The 15865-nt window shown below is 71.6% G+C and carries 16 protein-coding genes; 14 read left to right on the forward strand and 2 right to left on the reverse strand.

Going from position 1 to position 15865, the window contains the following annotated elements:
* Positions 1 to 9: 9 nt before the first annotated feature.
* Positions 10 to 843, reverse strand: coding sequence for an oxidoreductase (locus V1351_RS02180; protein WP_338750288.1), 834 nt, complete (start codon positions 841 to 843; stop codon positions 10 to 12).
* A gap of 133 nt (positions 844 to 976) precedes the next feature.
* Here V1351_RS02180 and V1351_RS02185 point away from each other — a divergent pair, with 133 nt between their 5' ends.
* The 7 genes from V1351_RS02185 to menD all read left to right on the forward strand — a co-directional run bounded on the left by V1351_RS02185 (position 977) and on the right by menD (position 8017).
* The gene (locus tag V1351_RS02185) at positions 977 to 1897 is read left to right on the forward strand and encodes a hypothetical protein (protein ID WP_338750290.1); all 921 of its coding nucleotides are present in this window, start codon (positions 977 to 979) and stop codon (positions 1895 to 1897) included.
* A gap of 45 nt (positions 1898 to 1942) precedes the next feature.
* Complete coding sequence (locus tag V1351_RS02190) at positions 1943 to 2935, forward strand: GTP pyrophosphokinase (RefSeq protein ID WP_338750292.1); 993 nt, start codon at positions 1943 to 1945, stop codon at positions 2933 to 2935.
* Positions 2936 to 2982: 47 nt separating this feature from the next.
* A complete protein-coding gene (locus V1351_RS02195; protein ID WP_338750293.1) occupies positions 2983 to 3387 on the forward strand; it encodes a VOC family protein in 405 nt (134 codons plus the stop codon).
* Positions 3384 to 4367, forward strand: coding sequence for an o-succinylbenzoate synthase (locus tag V1351_RS02200; protein ID WP_338750295.1), 984 nt, complete (start codon positions 3384 to 3386; stop codon positions 4365 to 4367). Before V1351_RS02195 ends, V1351_RS02200 begins: the two co-directional genes overlap by 4 nt.
* Before the next feature lie 94 nt (positions 4368 to 4461).
* Positions 4462 to 4788: a hypothetical protein gene (locus V1351_RS02205; RefSeq protein WP_338750297.1), complete on the forward strand. Its 327-nt coding sequence runs from the start codon at positions 4462 to 4464 to the stop codon at positions 4786 to 4788.
* Complete coding sequence (locus V1351_RS02210) at positions 4743 to 6263, forward strand: hypothetical protein (protein ID WP_338750298.1); 1521 nt, start codon at positions 4743 to 4745, stop codon at positions 6261 to 6263. The genes V1351_RS02205 and V1351_RS02210 overlap by 46 nt, the downstream gene beginning before the upstream one ends.
* Complete coding sequence (gene menD, locus V1351_RS02215; RefSeq protein WP_338750300.1) at positions 6260 to 8017, forward strand: 2-succinyl-5-enolpyruvyl-6-hydroxy-3-cyclohexene-1-carboxylic-acid synthase; 1758 nt, start codon at positions 6260 to 6262, stop codon at positions 8015 to 8017. Before V1351_RS02210 ends, menD begins: the two co-directional genes overlap by 4 nt.
* Before the next feature lie 11 nt (positions 8018 to 8028).
* Here menD and V1351_RS02220 read toward each other — a convergent pair whose 3' ends face one another.
* Complete coding sequence (locus V1351_RS02220) at positions 8029 to 9330, reverse strand: isochorismate synthase (RefSeq protein ID WP_338750301.1); 1302 nt, start codon at positions 9328 to 9330, stop codon at positions 8029 to 8031.
* A gap of 40 nt (positions 9331 to 9370) precedes the next feature.
* Here V1351_RS02220 and V1351_RS02225 point away from each other — a divergent pair, with 40 nt between their 5' ends.
* The 7 genes from V1351_RS02225 to nuoE all read left to right on the forward strand — a co-directional run bounded on the left by V1351_RS02225 (position 9371) and on the right by nuoE (position 15865).
* Positions 9371 to 10063 (forward strand): demethylmenaquinone methyltransferase, encoded by a 693-nt coding sequence (locus tag V1351_RS02225; RefSeq protein ID WP_338750303.1) that lies wholly within the window; start codon positions 9371 to 9373, stop codon positions 10061 to 10063.
* Positions 10064 to 10313: 250 nt separating this feature from the next.
* Entirely contained in the window at positions 10314 to 11633 is a 1320-nt protein-coding gene (locus tag V1351_RS02230) for a geranylgeranyl reductase family protein (protein WP_338750305.1), read from the forward strand.
* Positions 11634 to 11714: 81 nt separating this feature from the next.
* Positions 11715 to 12077 (forward strand): NADH-quinone oxidoreductase subunit A, encoded by a 363-nt coding sequence (locus V1351_RS02235; protein ID WP_338750307.1) that lies wholly within the window; start codon positions 11715 to 11717, stop codon positions 12075 to 12077.
* An 18-nt stretch (positions 12078 to 12095) separates the two neighbouring features.
* Entirely contained in the window at positions 12096 to 12683 is a 588-nt protein-coding gene (locus V1351_RS02240) for a NuoB/complex I 20 kDa subunit family protein (RefSeq protein WP_338750309.1), read from the forward strand.
* A complete protein-coding gene (locus V1351_RS02245) occupies positions 12680 to 13555 on the forward strand; it encodes an NADH-quinone oxidoreductase subunit C (protein ID WP_338750311.1) in 876 nt (291 codons plus the stop codon). The genes V1351_RS02240 and V1351_RS02245 overlap by 4 nt, the downstream gene beginning before the upstream one ends.
* On the forward strand, positions 13555 to 14910 hold the full coding sequence (locus V1351_RS02250) for an NADH-quinone oxidoreductase subunit D (protein ID WP_338750313.1): 1356 nt from the start codon (positions 13555 to 13557) through the stop codon (positions 14908 to 14910). The genes V1351_RS02245 and V1351_RS02250 overlap by 1 nt, the downstream gene beginning before the upstream one ends.
* A gap of 100 nt (positions 14911 to 15010) precedes the next feature.
* A complete protein-coding gene (gene nuoE, locus V1351_RS02255; protein WP_338750315.1) occupies positions 15011 to 15865 on the forward strand; it encodes an NADH-quinone oxidoreductase subunit NuoE in 855 nt (284 codons plus the stop codon).

Genomic DNA, 15865 nt, shown 5'->3' on the forward strand with positions numbered 1-15865 from the left:
AGGACGGGGTCAGGCCCGGTGGGTCCCGAACATCCGACCCATCGCGGCGTCCATGACCCGGGCGGGGACGACCTTCGTCGCGGCCACCATCGCCTTCGCGCTCGCGGGCACCTGGTAGCGCGCCCGGGGCCGCCTGGCCGTGGCCGCGTGGACGATCGCGTCGACGACGACGTCCACGTCGGCCGCGGCGGAGCCGAACATCTGCTCGTGCGCCCGGGCCATCCGGCGTGCCTGGCCGGCGTAGGCGCCCGACCCCGAGTACTCGGCGAGCGATTCCGCGGCGATGCCGCCGAACTCCGTGCGGATCGCACCGGGCTCGATGATCGAGACCGTCACCCCGTGCGGAGCGAGCTCCATGCGCATGGCGTCGCTGAGGGCCTCCACGGCGTACTTGCTCGCGTGGTACCAGCCGCCGAGTGGCTCGCTCACCCGACCGGCGACCGAGGCGATGTTGATGATCCGTCCCGACCCGGCGGCCCGCATGTGCGGCAGCACCAGCTGGCTCATCCGGGACAGGCCGAGGACGTTGACCTCGAGCTGCCGACGGGCGACCTCGACCGGGACGTCCTCGACCGCGCCGAAGACCGAGTACCCCGCGTTGTTGACCAGGACGTCGATGCGGCCGTGGTCGGCGATGACGTCGTCCACGAGAGCGACCATCGACCGGTCGTCGGAGACGTCGAGGACGTGGGGGGTGACCCCCTTCGCCCGCAGTGGCTCCAGGCGGTCGAGGCGGCGGGCTGCGCCGATGACCGTCCACCCCGCCGCAGCGAGAGAGATGGCGGAGGCTTGACCGATACCGGAGGAGGCACCGGTGACCAGGGCGATGGGGGATGAGCTCATGGGTCCATCCTCGGGTGGGCGAGTGCTCGCACGGGGGATCGGGTGGGGATGTTCACAGCCGGATCCCGTCGGGCCGCGTCGTCCACACCGGGGCGAAGGGGGTCCCCCGCACCGTGCGCAGCCGGTGGGGTGGGTGCGTGGCCGATCGCACGGACCGGTCACCGACGAGAGGACGGGACCGATGGGCGAGCGCTGGTTGTACGGGGTCGACGGTGGGCTGCTGGAGCCCGAGGACGCGTGGGGGCGTGACCCGTGGCTCGACGGGGCACCGCCGTCCCGGGACACGGGCCGGGCGCCGGGTGATCTGGGCACCCTGACCGAGGTCGTGCTCGTCGACGGCCACGTCGTCGACTCGGTGAGTCGGCCGGTCTCCGGGAGCGGGTACGAGTGCGCCGCGATGGAGCTGGCCCACCTGCGCCCGCCGCCACCGCAGCCCCGCGTGGAGCGGGTGATCGTGCGCGAGGAGCCGCAGGAGCAGATGCTGCACTGGTTGGCGCGGGTGGTCGGGGGAGTGGCGGCGCTGGAGGTGCTCGACGACGATCCACTCCCCCTGGGGGAGCGTCTCGAGCTCGATCTGCTGCCCCTCGGGAGCCGCGACCTCGCGGGTGCCGTCGACGAGCACCTCGACGGGCTGGAACCCGCACCGATCCTGGCCGGGCAGTTGCTCACGGCCTATCGCCGGCTTCTCGCCACGGCAGCCCACGAGGGGATGCTCCACCTGTGGCGGGACGTCCCGCCGGCCAGGGTCGCGGCGACGATCGTCCACACCGTCGTCAAGGCGAACTCGCTCACCGGCACCGTGGCCCCCTTCAGCTACCGGACCTTCGTGCGCGGACTGGGCGAGGGCAGCGCGCCCTCGGTGCGCTCGCGCAACCTGGCGCTGCTCATCGGCGGGAGCCAGTGGCCGCACGGACGCAGCCCCTCCGAGGCGCCCGGTGTCTACGTGCTCGGGGACGTCCGCTTCCTGGTCAGTCGTTTCCGCCACGACCTCATCACCTACCGCGACCTTGCCCGCACGGCCGAGGCCTCTCGCGGGGACGCGCCCACGGGGTGACGTCGCGCACGGACTCGCGCACCGGTCTGAGGCAGGCTGTACCCCATGGCGAGCAAGCAGTCGACCCGGGTCCGCAGGGCCGTGCAGCGATACGCCGCTGGACGCGAGGAGCTGGGGGTGGTCACCGACGCCTATGTCGCCCTCGTGACGCAGCTGCTCGACGACGCCGGCATCAACTACCTCGCGGTGACCGGACGCACGAAGACGGTGGAGTCCTTCGCCACCAAAGCGGCACGCCGACTCCCCGGTGGCCGGCTCGCGCATCCCAAGCCGCTCACCGACATCACCGACCAGATCGGGGTCCGCGTCGTCACCTACGTGCTCTCCGATGTCGCCGCAGTCGCCCAGCTGCTCTCGTCCCAGCTCGAGGTGCGGGAGGACCGCGACATGGGCCAGGAGACGGCCGCCGCCGGACGATTCGGCTACTCGAGCCGTCATCTCCTGGTCGCCCTCGGCGACGATCGCGAGGAGTCGGCCATACCCGCAGGCAGTCAGGCGTCGGTCCAGATCCGCACCGTCCTCCAGCACGCCTGGGCGGAGTTCGAGCACGACGTCCGCTACAAGGGATCGGTCAGCGCGGAGCACGGTCCCGACTTCGACCGCCGCTTCACGCTCGCGGCGGGGCTCCTCGAGCTGGCCGACCAGCAGTTCACCACCATCCGCGACCGCCACCGTGAGGAGCTGACTTCGCCGGCCGAGACCACGGACGACGACCCGCGGATCAGCACGACCGATCTCGCCGCCTTCCTGGCCGGCCAGTTCACCGACGCCGGTTGGTCCCGCACCGATCACTACGAGTGGATCAGCAGCCTGCTGCTCGAGCTGGGCATCACCGCCCTGTCCGAGCTGAGGGAGGTCCTGCGTGACGTCGATGTCGAGTGCATCGAGTCGCGGATGGGGTACCGGTACCCACCGGGTGCGGTCCGGCGCCTGGATGACGCCCTGCTGTCCGTGTACGGCGAGCGGTACGTCGCGCTCCACGGCAACGCGCACCGGGTCCGCATGCTCGCCACCCGGCTGACCAAACTCACCGGCTGACCGGCTGACCGGCGGCCCCGAGCACGGCCTCGGCTACCGTGCGACGCATGGCACTGCGCTGGTACCAGATCTCCGTGGACGCCCGGGATGCCGCGATGCTCGCCCGCTGGTGGGCCGACGTCCTGGACTGGGAGCTCGGCTTCGAGGACGAGTACGAGGTCAACGTCGTGCCTCCGGGGACGAGCGACGACCCCGTCGACACGGTGCAGACGTGGCGCACGATGCCGCCGACCTTCGTCTTCGCGCCCGTGCCCGAGGGCAAGACCGTGAAGAACCGCCTGCACATCGACCTCGCCCCGCACATCGACCAGGATCGTGACGCGTTGATCGAGCAACTGCTGACCAAGGGCGCCTCGCGCGTCGACGTCGGCCAGGACCCCGACGTCACGTGGACCGTGCTCGCCGACCCGGAGGGCAACGAGTTCTGCGTGCTCTCCAGCCGCGACCGGTGAGCACGCCCGGGCCGGACGAGCTGCTCGACGGGCTCCACGTCGTCACCCTGCCCCTGCGCACGAGGTTTCGTGGGATCGCCGAGCGGGAGATCGCGCTCGTGCGCGGTCCCCGCGGGTGGGGCGAGTTCGCCCCCTTCGTCGAGTACGGCCCGACGGAGACGGCGCGCTGGTTGGCCGCCACCATCGAGGCCGCCTGGACGGGGTGGCCGGACCCGGTGCGCGACTCGGTACCGGTCAACGCGACCGTCCCGGCCGTCCCCCCGGCCGAGGTGGCCGGCGTCCTGGCCCGCTATGACGGCTGCACCACCGCCAAGGTGAAGGTCGCCGAGGCCGGTCAGCGGCAGGCCGACGACATCGACCGGGTCGCCGCGGTCCGCGACGCCATGGGCCCGCACGGCCGTATCCGGGTCGACGCCAACGGTGGCTGGTCCCTCGCTCAGGCGCACGACGTGCTCGCGGCCCTCGCCCCCTTCGACCTGGAGTACGCCGAGCAACCCTGCGCGGATGTGGCAGACCTCGCCCGGCTCCGGATCGACCTGGCGCGCAACGGCATCGACGTGCCGGTCGCCGCCGACGAGTCGATCCGCAAGGTCGAGGACCCGCTCGAGGTCGCCCGGCTGCGCGCCGCCGACCTGGTCGTCGTCAAGGTCGCCCCCCTCGGTGGTGTGGCCCGGGCCCTCGAGGTCGTTGCCGACTGCGGGCTGCCGGCCGTCGTCTCCTCCGCGATCGACTCCAGCGTCGGCCTCGGGGCCGGAGTGGCCCTCGCCGCGGCGCTGCCCGAGCTCGACCACGCCTGCGGCCTGGGGACCGGGGCGCTGCTCGGCGCCGACGTCACCGCCGACCCGCTCCTGCCCGTGCGGGGGGAACTGCCCGTGCGCGACGTCGTGCCCGACCCGGACCTGCTCGCGGCCCACGCTGCCCACGCGGATCGGCTCGACTGGTGGCGCGACCGCGTCGTTGCGGCCCTGCCCCACCTGTGATCGGGACGTCCACAGCCCGTTCCGCTTGAGGGGCCGTTCCACAGCCGGGGCGAAGGGGGTGCTCCGTCACCCCACCAACCGGTGGGCTGTGGACATGGACATCCCGCACCTCCCCACCGATGATCTCGAGGCGCTCGCCCGGCGGTTGGAGCGCGTGGCCGAGGACATCCACGGGCTCGCTGCGCGCACCGCCCAGGGCACGAGTCCCTCGTGGCGGGGTGAGGCCGCTGACCGGCACCGGGAGCTCGTCGCCCGGCACCGTGCCGACCTCACCGCGCTCGCCGCTGCCGTGCGGGATGCGGCCGCCGGGGTGCGGGTTCTCGCGGTGACGGCGCGCGAGCAGCTGGCGTTCCTGCAGGACGCTGCCGAGCTCGCGTGGACACCGCGCCCGATCCCGGCCGTGCCGTGGTCCCCCAGCTGAGGGTCACCGGCGGGAAGCATGGCCTCGCCGTCTCCCTCGAGGAGCTGGAGGAGGGCGCGCGAGTCCTGGAGACCGTGGCCCGGGACGTGGCCGAGGCCGCCGTGCACGTCGGCGCCACGGCCATCGACCCCGCCCTGGCGCTCGCGGGCACGGTCGCCCCGGTCGAGTACCTCGCCGCGGAGGCGGCGATCCTCGACTGCGCCGGCACCCACGGGGCGGCCGGAGTCTCGGCGCAGGTGCTCGCGACCGCCGAGGCGACCCGGGCAGCGGTGCTGCTCTACCGCGAAGGGGAGCGCGCCGCCGAGGAGCTCTTCGACGTCGCGGCCACGTCGGTCGGCGCCGCAGTCGGCGTGGCCGTGCCGACCTCGGCGCTGGCCATCGGGCTGCTGGCCCCGCTCGTCCCGCAGCTGCCGGTCATCGGCGATCCGATCACCGCAGCCGCTGTCGGGCTCGGACTGGGTCTGGGACAGGAGGTCGACGAGCTCCTCGTGGACGCCCCGTGGCTCGTGCCGGCCGTGGCCGAGGGTCTCGATGGGCTGATCATCGGTCTCGGGCTGGGTACCCCGGCGCTCGGGACGTGGCTGAGGTGGCGATCGGGCCGGCTCGGCGTGACCTACCCGCCGGGGACACAGCAGGAGGCCCTGCAGGTCGTCCTCGCCGCGACCGACGGGATCGTCCTCGACGAGTCCGACCACAAGGTGCAGGTGGTGCCCCACGTCGTCGGCGGTGGGCGCGCCCCACGCAGCGTCGCTGACCTCGTCGACGACAGCGGACCGACCGCGGGAGGGTCGCGGGTACGGGTCATCGGTGTCCCGCGCGACGACGGCTCGTGGACCTGGGTGGTCGACGTGCCGGGCACGCAGAGCTTCAGCCCGCAGGCGGGGGACAACCCCTGGGACCTCACGAGCAACGTCCTGCTCGCTGCCGGCCAGCAGACCCTGACGTCCAAGGCCGTCACCCGGGCGCTCGCCGACGCCCAGCAGCGCACGGGATCCGCCGGCCGCAGCCGGGTGCTGCTCGGCGGTCGCAGCCAGGGCGGTCTCACAGCTGCCTCGCTCGCCGCGGACCCGCACTTCCGTCGTCGTTTCCACGTCACCCACGTCGTCACGGCTGGGGCCCCGGTGGCGCGTCTCGACGTGCCCGACGACGTGTCGGTCCTCAGCCTCGAGCACACCGAGGACCTCGTCCCGGGACTCGACGGTGCGGACAACCCGGACCGGGAGGGCTGGGTGACGGTGGAGCGCGAGGTGGGTGACGTGCTCGGCCCCGACGACGGCGCGACGGACGCCCACGCCGCGGAGCTGTACACGCAGACCGGCCACCTCGTCGACGAGAGCCACGACCCGTCGCTGGTGGCCTGGCGCGACGGCGCGGATGCCTTCCTCGACGGTGGCGGGGGTGACCCCGTCGTCATCGACTACGCGGTCGAGCGGGTGCCGGGCACGCCCTCGTCAGTGGCAGGATCGGACCCGTGAACCCCTCGACGACCGGAGCCCGCGTCCTGCTCGACGAGCTCGTCCGGCTCGGCGTGCGCGAGATCGTCCTGTGCCCGGGGTCGCGGTCGGCACCCTTGGCCTACGCCGCGCACGAGCTCGACGCGTCCGGTCGCGCCCGGCTGCACGTGCGGGTCGACGAGCGCAGCGCGGCCTTCCTCGCCCTCGGCCTGGCCAAGGAGAGGCAGCGGCCCGCGGCCGTCATCACCACGAGCGGGACCGCCGTCGCCAACCTCCACCCGGCCGTCCTCGAGGCGCACCACGCAGCCGTCCCGCTGCTCCTCCTCACCGCCGACCGTCCTCCCGAGCTGCGGGGCGTCGGTGCCAACCAGGCCACCGACCAACCCGGCCTCTTCGGCAGGCACGTCCGACTCGCCCTCGAGCTGGAGACGCCGCACGACCCGCCCCGGCAGGCCGCTGCCTGGCGCACTGCTGCGGCCCGCGCGTGGGCGGCGTCCACCGGCGCGCTGGCCGGCTCCGGGTTCGCCGGGCCGGTACACCTCGACCTGCCCTACCGTGACCCGCTCGCGCCGGACACCGCCACCACGGTTCGAGGTGGCCGCGAGCGTCCGGACGCACCCGGACACCTCGACCCGGCGGACCCGGCCACCGGACGTCCACACGACGCTCCGTGGGTGACCCTGCCCGCGCCCACTCCGGCCGCTGCCGGCATGGCGCCCACGATCGCGCACGACCCGGGGACCCTCGTCATCATCGGTGAGCTGCCGACGACGCAGCACCGCGCCACGGCCCTCGACTGGGCGGCCCGCCACGGAGCACCGGTCATCGCCGAGCCCGGGCCGGGCACGCACGGGCTCGTCCTCCCGCACGGCGCGCAGCTGCTCGCCGCGAGCGACTGGGTGGCGGCCCACCTCCCGACCCGGCTCGTCATCATCGGCCGACCGACCCTGGGACGCACGATCCCCGCGCTCGCCCGACGCCCCGGCGTGCGCGTGGAGGTCGTCACGCCCGGCGAGCCCGGTGCCGGCGGCTGGGCCGATGCCACGCACACGGCCGCGGCCGTCCACCACTTCGCCGCTCTGGACGGTGACGAGGAGGAGCGGGGGGCCACCCCCTTCGCCCGGACCTGGTTGGAGGCCGCGCGCCGGATGGCCGACGCGCTCGCGCACATCGGCCAAGAGGGCCTCGACGGCCCGACGACGGCCCGGGTGCTGCACGACGGGGTGCCGGGGGAGAGCCTGGTCCTCCTCGGCAGCAGCAGCGTCGCCCGTGACCTGCACCTCGGCGTGGCGCGTCCCCGTGCCGACGTGCATCCCGTGACCAGCCGCGGCCTGGCCGGCATCGACGGCTGCGTCTCCACCGCGATCGGTATGGCGTTGACTCGACCGGGGCCCACCTACGCGCTGCTCGGGGACCTGACCTTCCTCCACGATGCCAACGGGCTGCTCATCGGACCCGACGAGCCGGTGCCCGACCTGACGATCGTGGTCGTCGACGACGACGGGGGGAGCATCTTCGACACGCTCGAGTACGGGGCGGCCGAGCACGCGCAGGCGAAGCGGCGCATCTTCACCACGCCGACCGGCACCGACATCGACACGCTCTGTGCTGCCCACGGGGTCCCGGCGACCACGGCCCGCACCCCCGATGAGCTCACCGATCTCGTCGCGCGCCCCGCCACGGGCATCCGCGTGGTCCGGGTCCCCATCGACGCCGGGAGTCGCCGCGCCGCGGGCGAACGGACCCGCGCGACCGTGGTTGCGGCCCTGCGCTGAGCCCCGTCGCGTCAGCCGCCGAGCGCGGTCCGCATCGGCAGCAGCTTGGCCACCGACTCGGCGACCTCGTCCTCCGCACGGGAACCGGCAACGATGCCGCACCCCGCGTAGAGGCGAAGGGAGTTGGCGCCGTCGTAGGAGCCGCACCGCAGCGCGATCCCCCACTCACCGTCCCCGGAGGCATCCATCCAGCCGACCGGTCCGGCGTACCGGCCCCGGTCCATGTGCTCCAGCTCGGCGATGACCCGGTCGGCGTCCGCAGTGGGCGTGCCGCAGACCGCAGCACTCGGGTGGAGGGCCGCAGCCAGGGCGAGCGAGGTGGAGCTGTCGTCGACGACGCCGGCGACGTCCGTGGCCAGGTGCATCACGTTGTTCAGGTGCAGGACGAAGGGGTAGTCCGGCACGTTGATCGATGAGGTGTGGTCGGTCAGGGCGTCCGCGACCGAGCGCACCGCGTACTCGTGCTCCTCGAGGTCCTTGCTGCTGCGGGCCAGGGACCCGGCCAGGGCCAGGTCGTGGCTGTCGTCGCCGGTGCGGCGGATGGTGCCGGCGAGGACGCGCGAGGTGACCAGACCCCGCTCGAGGCGCACGAGCATCTCGGGGGTGGCGCCGACCAGGCCGTCGACGGCGAAGACCCACGTCGTGTCGTAGTCCTCGCTCAGGCGGGTGAGCAGCCAGCGGGGGTCGATGCGTTCCTCCGCCATCGCCTGGACCGAGCGCGCGAGGACGACCTTGTCCAGGTCCCCTGCGTTGATCCGGTCGACGGCCTCCTCGACCGCGGCGGCCCACCGCTCCTTGGTCAGGTCGCGATCGGCGAAGGTGACCACGCCGGGGTCCGCGGGAGCGGGCTGGGACTCCAACGGCTCGTCGGCCGCCGGGACCGCGGCGGCGGTGGTGGTCGTGGTCACCCATGCCTGATCACCGCGGCGACCCACGACGACCTCGGGGACGACCAGCACGGACTCCGTCCGGGAGTCGGCCGAGTAGGCCATCGAGCCGAAGGCGATCGGTCCGGTGCCGGGCTCGTCGACGTCGTCGCGCACGATCGCCTCCGCGGTGATGGTGCGCCACCACTCCTGCGCCTGGGCGAAGCGGTCCGACCCGCGCGAGCGGAAGGTGGTGACCGTGCCCCAGCCGACCAGACCCTCGCCCTTGCGCACCCACGAGACGATGTCGCCCGCGTCCACCGGCGGTGGCAGCAGCCCCAGCAAGTCGTCGACCTGTGCCACGGGGACGGGGATGGTGCGTACGACCAGGGCGGGTCGGGAGAGGCCCAGCGGCCCCGGGACGTCGTCGGGTGATGGAGATGTCATGGCCGCAACAGCCTACGACTGCGGGTGCGAAGATGTGCACATGAGCCGCGCCACCCTCCAGAAGGACCCCAAGGCCGTCGCCGCGATGTTCGACGAGACCGCCGCGAAGTACGACCTGATGAACGACGTGATGTCCTTGGGTCAGACCCGCCTGTGGCGGCGTGCCGTGCTGCAGTCGCTCGAGCCGCGACCCGGGCAGCGCATCCTCGACATCGCGGCCGGCACGGGGACGTCCTCGGTGCCGCTGCGCACGGCGGGCGCGGATGTCGTCTCGGCCGACTTCTCCCTCGGGATGCTCCACCAGGGGCAGCGCCAGTATCCCGATCTGGACTTCTCCGCGGCGGACGCGACGCGGCTGCCCTTCGCCGACGGTTCCTTCGACGCGGTGACCATGTCCTTCGGTTTCCGCAACGTGGTCGATCGTGCGGCAGCGCTGGCGGAGTTCCTGCGCGTGACCGCGCCGGGTGGCCAGCTGCTCATCTGCGAGTTCAGCCAGCCGGTCAACCCGCTCCTGCGCACCGTCTACTCGGAGTACCTCATGGCAGCCTTCCCGCCGGTGGCGCGCACGCTCAGCTCCAACCCCGACTCCTACGTCTACCTCGCCGAGTCGATCCAGGCCTGGCCCGCCCAGCGGCAGCTCGCCACGACGATCGCCGAGGCCGGATGGGCCGAGGTGCAGTGGCGCAACCTCACCGGCGGCATCGTCGCCCTGCACCGCGCCACGAAGGCGTAGCCCGCTCGGAGCGCCCCACCTGCCCCTCGAATATCGGGTCACCCGATGATCCCCGCCTTCGCCCGGGTATGAAACCCAGGCCAAGCGGGAGAGAGTCGTGCAGAGCGCGAAGGGGGGCTCCCCCCGCAGGGGTGGCCGCCCCCTTCGTCGGTCGCTGTCCGCACGCGAGGTTAGGTTTACCTGTGTCGTTCGTCTCGTGAACGAGGAGTAGGCTGCCCGCGTTCGTGAAATCCTTCACAAGCCTTCGAGGATGCAATTCGTGACCAGTGCACTGCCCGCTGCCGGTGATGGCCGCGCCGCCGACGTCATCGTCGTCGGAGCCGGGCCCGGTGGCTCCGCGACAGCGGCATGGCTGGCCAAGGCCGGCAAGGACGTCGTCCTGCTGGAGAAGTCGCTCTTCCCCCGCGACAAGATCTGTGGTGACGGACTGACCCCGCGAGCAGTCCGCCAGCTGATCAACCTCGGGCTGCCCCTGTCGGAGACCGACGGGTGGGCCCACAACAAGGGGCTGCGGATCATCGGCGGCGGCATGACCCTCCAGCTGGACTGGCCGGACGTCGCCTCCTTCCCGGGCCGGGGCATGGTGCGGGCGCGAGCCGACCTCGACGAGGTGCTCGCCCGCCACGCCGCCGCCAGCGGCGCCACCCTCCTGGAAGGCCGCAACGTCGCCGAGCCGATCCTCGACGAGCAGGAGCGCATCATCGGGGTCAACGCCAAGGTCGTCGACGAGCGCGGTCGGGCCACCGGCGAGCGGGAGACCTACTACGCGCCCGTCGTGGTCGCCGCGGACGGCGTCTCCTCCCGGCTCTCCGTGAAGATGGGCCGCGAGAAGCGCGAGGACCGGCCGATGGCGGTCGCCGTGCGGGCCTACTACGAGACCCCCCGCCACGACGACGAGTACCTCGAGAGCCATCTCGAGCTGTGGTCGACGACGCCGAAGGGGGAGAACATCCTCATGCCCGGCTACGGCTGGCTCTTCGGTCTCGGTGACGGCCGCAGCAACGTCGGCCTGGGCGTGCTCAACACCTCGGAGGCCTTCGGCCGCACCGACTACAAGGACGTCATGCGTCGCTGGGTCGAGACGATGCCGCCCGAGTGGGGCATCAACGCGGACACGATGACCGGCGACATCACCGCGGCCGCGCTACCGATGGCCTTCAACCGCCAACCGCTCTACGAGCGCGGGCTGATGCTCGTCGGCGACTCCGGCGGGATGGTCAACCCCTTCAACGGCGAGGGCATCGACTACGCACTCGAGGCCGGCCACGCGGCCGCCGAGACCATCGTCCAGGCGTTGGCTCGCCCGACCGCGGCCGAGCGCGAGCGCGTCCTGCAGTCCTACGTCACCCGCATGAAGGACATGCACGGCGGCTACTTCACCATCGGTGCCCAGTTCGCCAAGCTCATCGGCAAGCCCGAGATCATGCGCCTGGCGACGAAGTACGGACTGCCCCGGGAGACGCTGATGAAGTTCATGCTCAAGCTCATGGCCAACCTGCCCGAGGAGAAGGGCGGCGGCATCGACGACCGACTCGTGCGCCTGATGACCCGGATGGCTCCCAATGCCTGAGGGCACTGCAGCCGGAACAAACCCCTGCCCTAGGATCGTCAGTGGCGTGCATCACATGAGAGAAAGCGAGGCTGTGCAGCGATGAACCCCTACATCCCGCTGCTGATCCTCTTCGCGCTCGGCCTCGGCTTCGCGCTCGTCTCGGTCGGCACGAGCCTGGTCGTGGGACCTGCTCGCTACAACGCCGCCAAGGCACAGGCCTACGAGTGCGGCATCCAGCCGACTCCCCAGGCCGCTGAGGGCGGCAAGTTTCCGGTCAAGTACTACCTGACCGCAATGCTGTTCATCATCTTCGACATCGAGGCCCTGTTCCTCTATCCCTTCGCCGTCGCCTTCGACGAGCTCGGGGTGTTCACCCTCGGTGCCGTGGTGCTCTTCCTGTTCAACGCGTTCTTCATCGCCGACGCCTACGTCTGGCGTCGCGGCGGGTTCGAGTGGGACTGACGAGGACGGAGACGAAAAATGGGACTTGAGGAGAAGCTGCCCTCGGGCTTGGCGCTCACGACGGTGGAGAAGCTCGCCGGCTACATGCGCAAGTCGTCGATGTGGCCTGCCACGTTCGGTCTGGCGTGCTGTGCCATCGAGATGATGGCCGTCGGCACCCCGCACTACGACCTGGCCCGCTTCGGCATGGAGCGCTTCGCGGCGACCCCCCGCCAGGCGGACCTGATGATCGTCGCCGGTCGGGTGAGCAACAAGATGGCCCCGGTCGTGCGCCAGGTCTACGACCAGATGGCCAACCCCAAGTGGGTCATCTCGATGGGTGTCTGCGCCAGCTCCGGCGGCATGTTCAACAACTACGCGATCGTCCAGGGGGTCGACCACATCATCCCGGTCGACATCTACCTGCCCGGCTGCCCGCCGCGCCCGGAGATGCTCCTCAACTCGATCATCACGCTGCACGAGCAGATCCAGAGCACCCCGCTGGGCGTCAACCGTGAGGCAGCCGCCCGCGCGGCCGAGGCGGCCGCCCTCACGGCCGTCCCGACCGAGCTGCAGGCCCCGACCCACGACCACGAGGCCCTCCTCGGAAGGAACCTGCTGGCATGACCGAGGAGAACAAGCCCGCAGAGGGTCAGGGCACGGACGTCGCGGCGTCGGCCAAGGACGTCGACGCCCCGAAGCCCAAGGGCGTCCACCCGGAGGGACCGGGGCTCGGCGGGACCGCCCACGAGGACTACCCCTCGACCGAGAGCCTGACCGGTGACCAGCGTCCCGTGGAGTACACCAACGTGGGCGGCTCGCCGGAGGCGGGCGAGGTCGACCCGGACCACCGCCCGGTCGTCCGCGGCGAGCGCGTCGGCATGTTCGGCGCGCGTCAGGGTCAGGACACCTCCGGCTACGGCGGGCTGCAGGCCCCGATCGCCTTCCCGGGAGCCGCCACCCGCCCCTACGGCGGCTGGTACGACGCAGCCGTCGACACCCTCGCCGAGGCGACCGGCACCGACCTCGTCGAGCGGGTCGTCGTCCACGCCGACGAGCTGACCCTCCACGTCGCCCGTGCGGACGTCGTCCGCGTGATGCGCGCGCTGCGCGACCAGCCCGACCTGCGCTTCGAGATGTGCATGTCCGTCTCCGGCGTGCACTTCCTGGCCGACGCCGGCCGCGAGCTGCACGTGGTCTACCACCTGCTGTCGATCACCCACGGCGGTCGTCGGCTGCGCGTCGAGGTGACCGCACCCGACGCGGACCCGCACATCCCGAGCATCGTCGAGGTCTACCCGTCAGCCGACTGGCACGAGCGGGAGACCTGGGACATGTTCGGCGTGATCTTCGACGGCCACCCGGCGCTGACCCGCATCCTCATGCCCGACGACTGGGCGGGCCACCCCCAGCGCAAAGACTACCCACTGGGTGGCATCCCGGTGGAGTACAAGGGCGGCACCGTCCCGCCGCCCGACGAGCGGAGGTCGTACAACTGATGGCAGCCACCGACACCAACACCTCCGGGGTGCACTCCACCCCCGGCGCCGACGATCTCGCCGAGGGCCACGTCGTCAACGTCCAGGGTGGTGACTGGGACCAGGAGATGGGCGAGCTCGGGATGAACCCCGAGGAGCGGATCATCCTCAACATGGGTCCGCAACACCCCTCGACCCACGGCGTCCTGCGCCTCATCCTCGAGCTCGACGGTGAGACGGTCACCGAGGCCCGCGCGGGTATCGGCTACCTGCACACGGGTATCGAGAAGAACATGGAGTTCCGCACCTGGACCCTGGGGACGACCTTCTGCACCCGGATGGACTACCTCACCCCGATGTTCCAGGAGGCGGCCTACTGCCTCGCCATCGAGAAGGTCCTCGGGATCACCGACGACATCCCCGAGCGGGCCAGCGCCATCCGCGTGCTGATGATGGAGCTCACCCGCCTCTCCAGCCACCTCATCGCCCTCGGCACCGGCGGCATGGAGCTGGGCGCGACCACGGTCATGACGATCGGCTTCCGTGAGCGCGAGCGCGTCCTGTCGATCATCGAGATGATCACCGGCCTGCGGATGAACAACGCCTACATCCGTCCCGGCGGCGTCGCCCAGGACCTGCCGCACGGCGCGATCGACAAGATCCGCGAGACGATCCCGCAGCTGCGCACGGGCATCCACGAGCTCTCGGCGATCCTGCTCGAGAACCCGATCTTCAAGGGCCGGACCAAGGACGTGGGCGTGTTGTCCCTGACCGGATGCACCGCGCTGGGCGTCACCGGACCGGTGCTGCGCTCGAGCGGGTTGCCGCACGACCTGCGCAAGCTGGACCCGTACTGCGGCTACGAGAAGTACGACTTCGAGGTCATCACCCGCTCCAACGCCGACGCCTACGACCGGTGGGCCATCCGCATCGACGAGATGCTCGAGAGCCTGAAGATCATCGAGCAGGTCACCGACGAGCTGCAGCGCGAGCCCGGCCCGACGATGGTCGCGGACAAGCGCATCGCGTGGCCGGCCAAGTTGGCGGTCGGCGGCGACGGCCAGGGCAACAGCCTCGACCACATCCGCGAGATCATGGGCACCTCGATGGAGGCGCTCATCCACCACTTCAAGCTCGTCACGGAGGGCTTCCGGGTGCCGCCGGGACAGTCCTACGTCGCCATCGAGTCGCCCAAGGGCGAGCTGGGCTGCCACGTCGTCTCCGACGGCGGCACCCGGCCCTACCGGGCCCACTTCCGCGACCCGAGCTTCAACAACCTGCAGGCCGTCGCGGCCATGTGCGAAGGGGGCTTCCTTGCCGACGTCGTCGTCTCGGTCGCCTCGATTGATCCGGTCATGGGAGGGGTGGATCGATGAGTTCACCAGGCAGTTGGGCCCCACGCTCCGCGTGGGCGCACACGAGTGAGCACCAGCGGCCCGGTGGCGCACCGACCATCGGTGACGGGCAGGAGTTCTGATGTCCATCAAGTTCGGTAGGCAGACCGAGTTCGGCCACCTGTACGTCTCGTCGGAGAGCAAGGAGCCCTACACCGCCGAGGTGCTCGAGCAGCTCACCGCGGACTCGCAGGAGATCATCGCGCGCTACCCGCAGAAGCGGTCGGCGCTGCTCCCGATGCTCCACCTCGTCCAGAGCGTCGACGGCTACGTCACCGGGCGTGGTATCGAGTTCTGCGCAGGACTGCTCGACCTGACCTCCGCAGAGGTCTCGGGAGTGGCCACCTTCTACACGCAGTACAAGCGCCACCCCAGCGGCGAGTACAACGTCGGTGTCTGCACCAACACCCTGTGCGCGATCATGGGCGGCGACCAGATCTGGGACACCGTCAGCGAGCACCTGGGCGTCGGCCACGACGAGACGACCGAGGACGGCAAGATCACCCTCGAGCGTCTCGAGTGCAACGCCGCGTGCGACTTCGCGCCGGTCGTGGTGACCAACTGGGAGTTCTTCGACAACCAGACGCCCGAGTCGACGGTCGAGCTCGTCGATGACCTGCGCACCGGCAAGCCGGTCAAGCCCACTCGGGGCCCGGACCGCGTGTGCAGCTTCAAGGAGACCTCCCGTCTCCTGGCCGGCTTCAGCGACGGGCGTGCGGACGAAGGGGTCGGGGCCGGCCCCGCGTCCCTGCGCGGCCTCGACGTGGCCCACCGCGAGGGATGGACGGCTCCCGGTGATGAGCACGGGCCCACGACCACGCCCGATGAGGCGGGCGAGCAGGTCGACGGCTTGGCCGCCGGCCGTCACGTCCCCGCCGACGAGGACAACGCCAGCGACCAGACTCCGCCGGACACCACGGACGAGAAGGGGGAGTGA

This window comes from Janibacter sp. A1S7 (assembly GCF_037198315.1).
Lineage (GTDB): Bacteria > Actinomycetota > Actinomycetes > Actinomycetales > Dermatophilaceae > Janibacter > Janibacter alittae.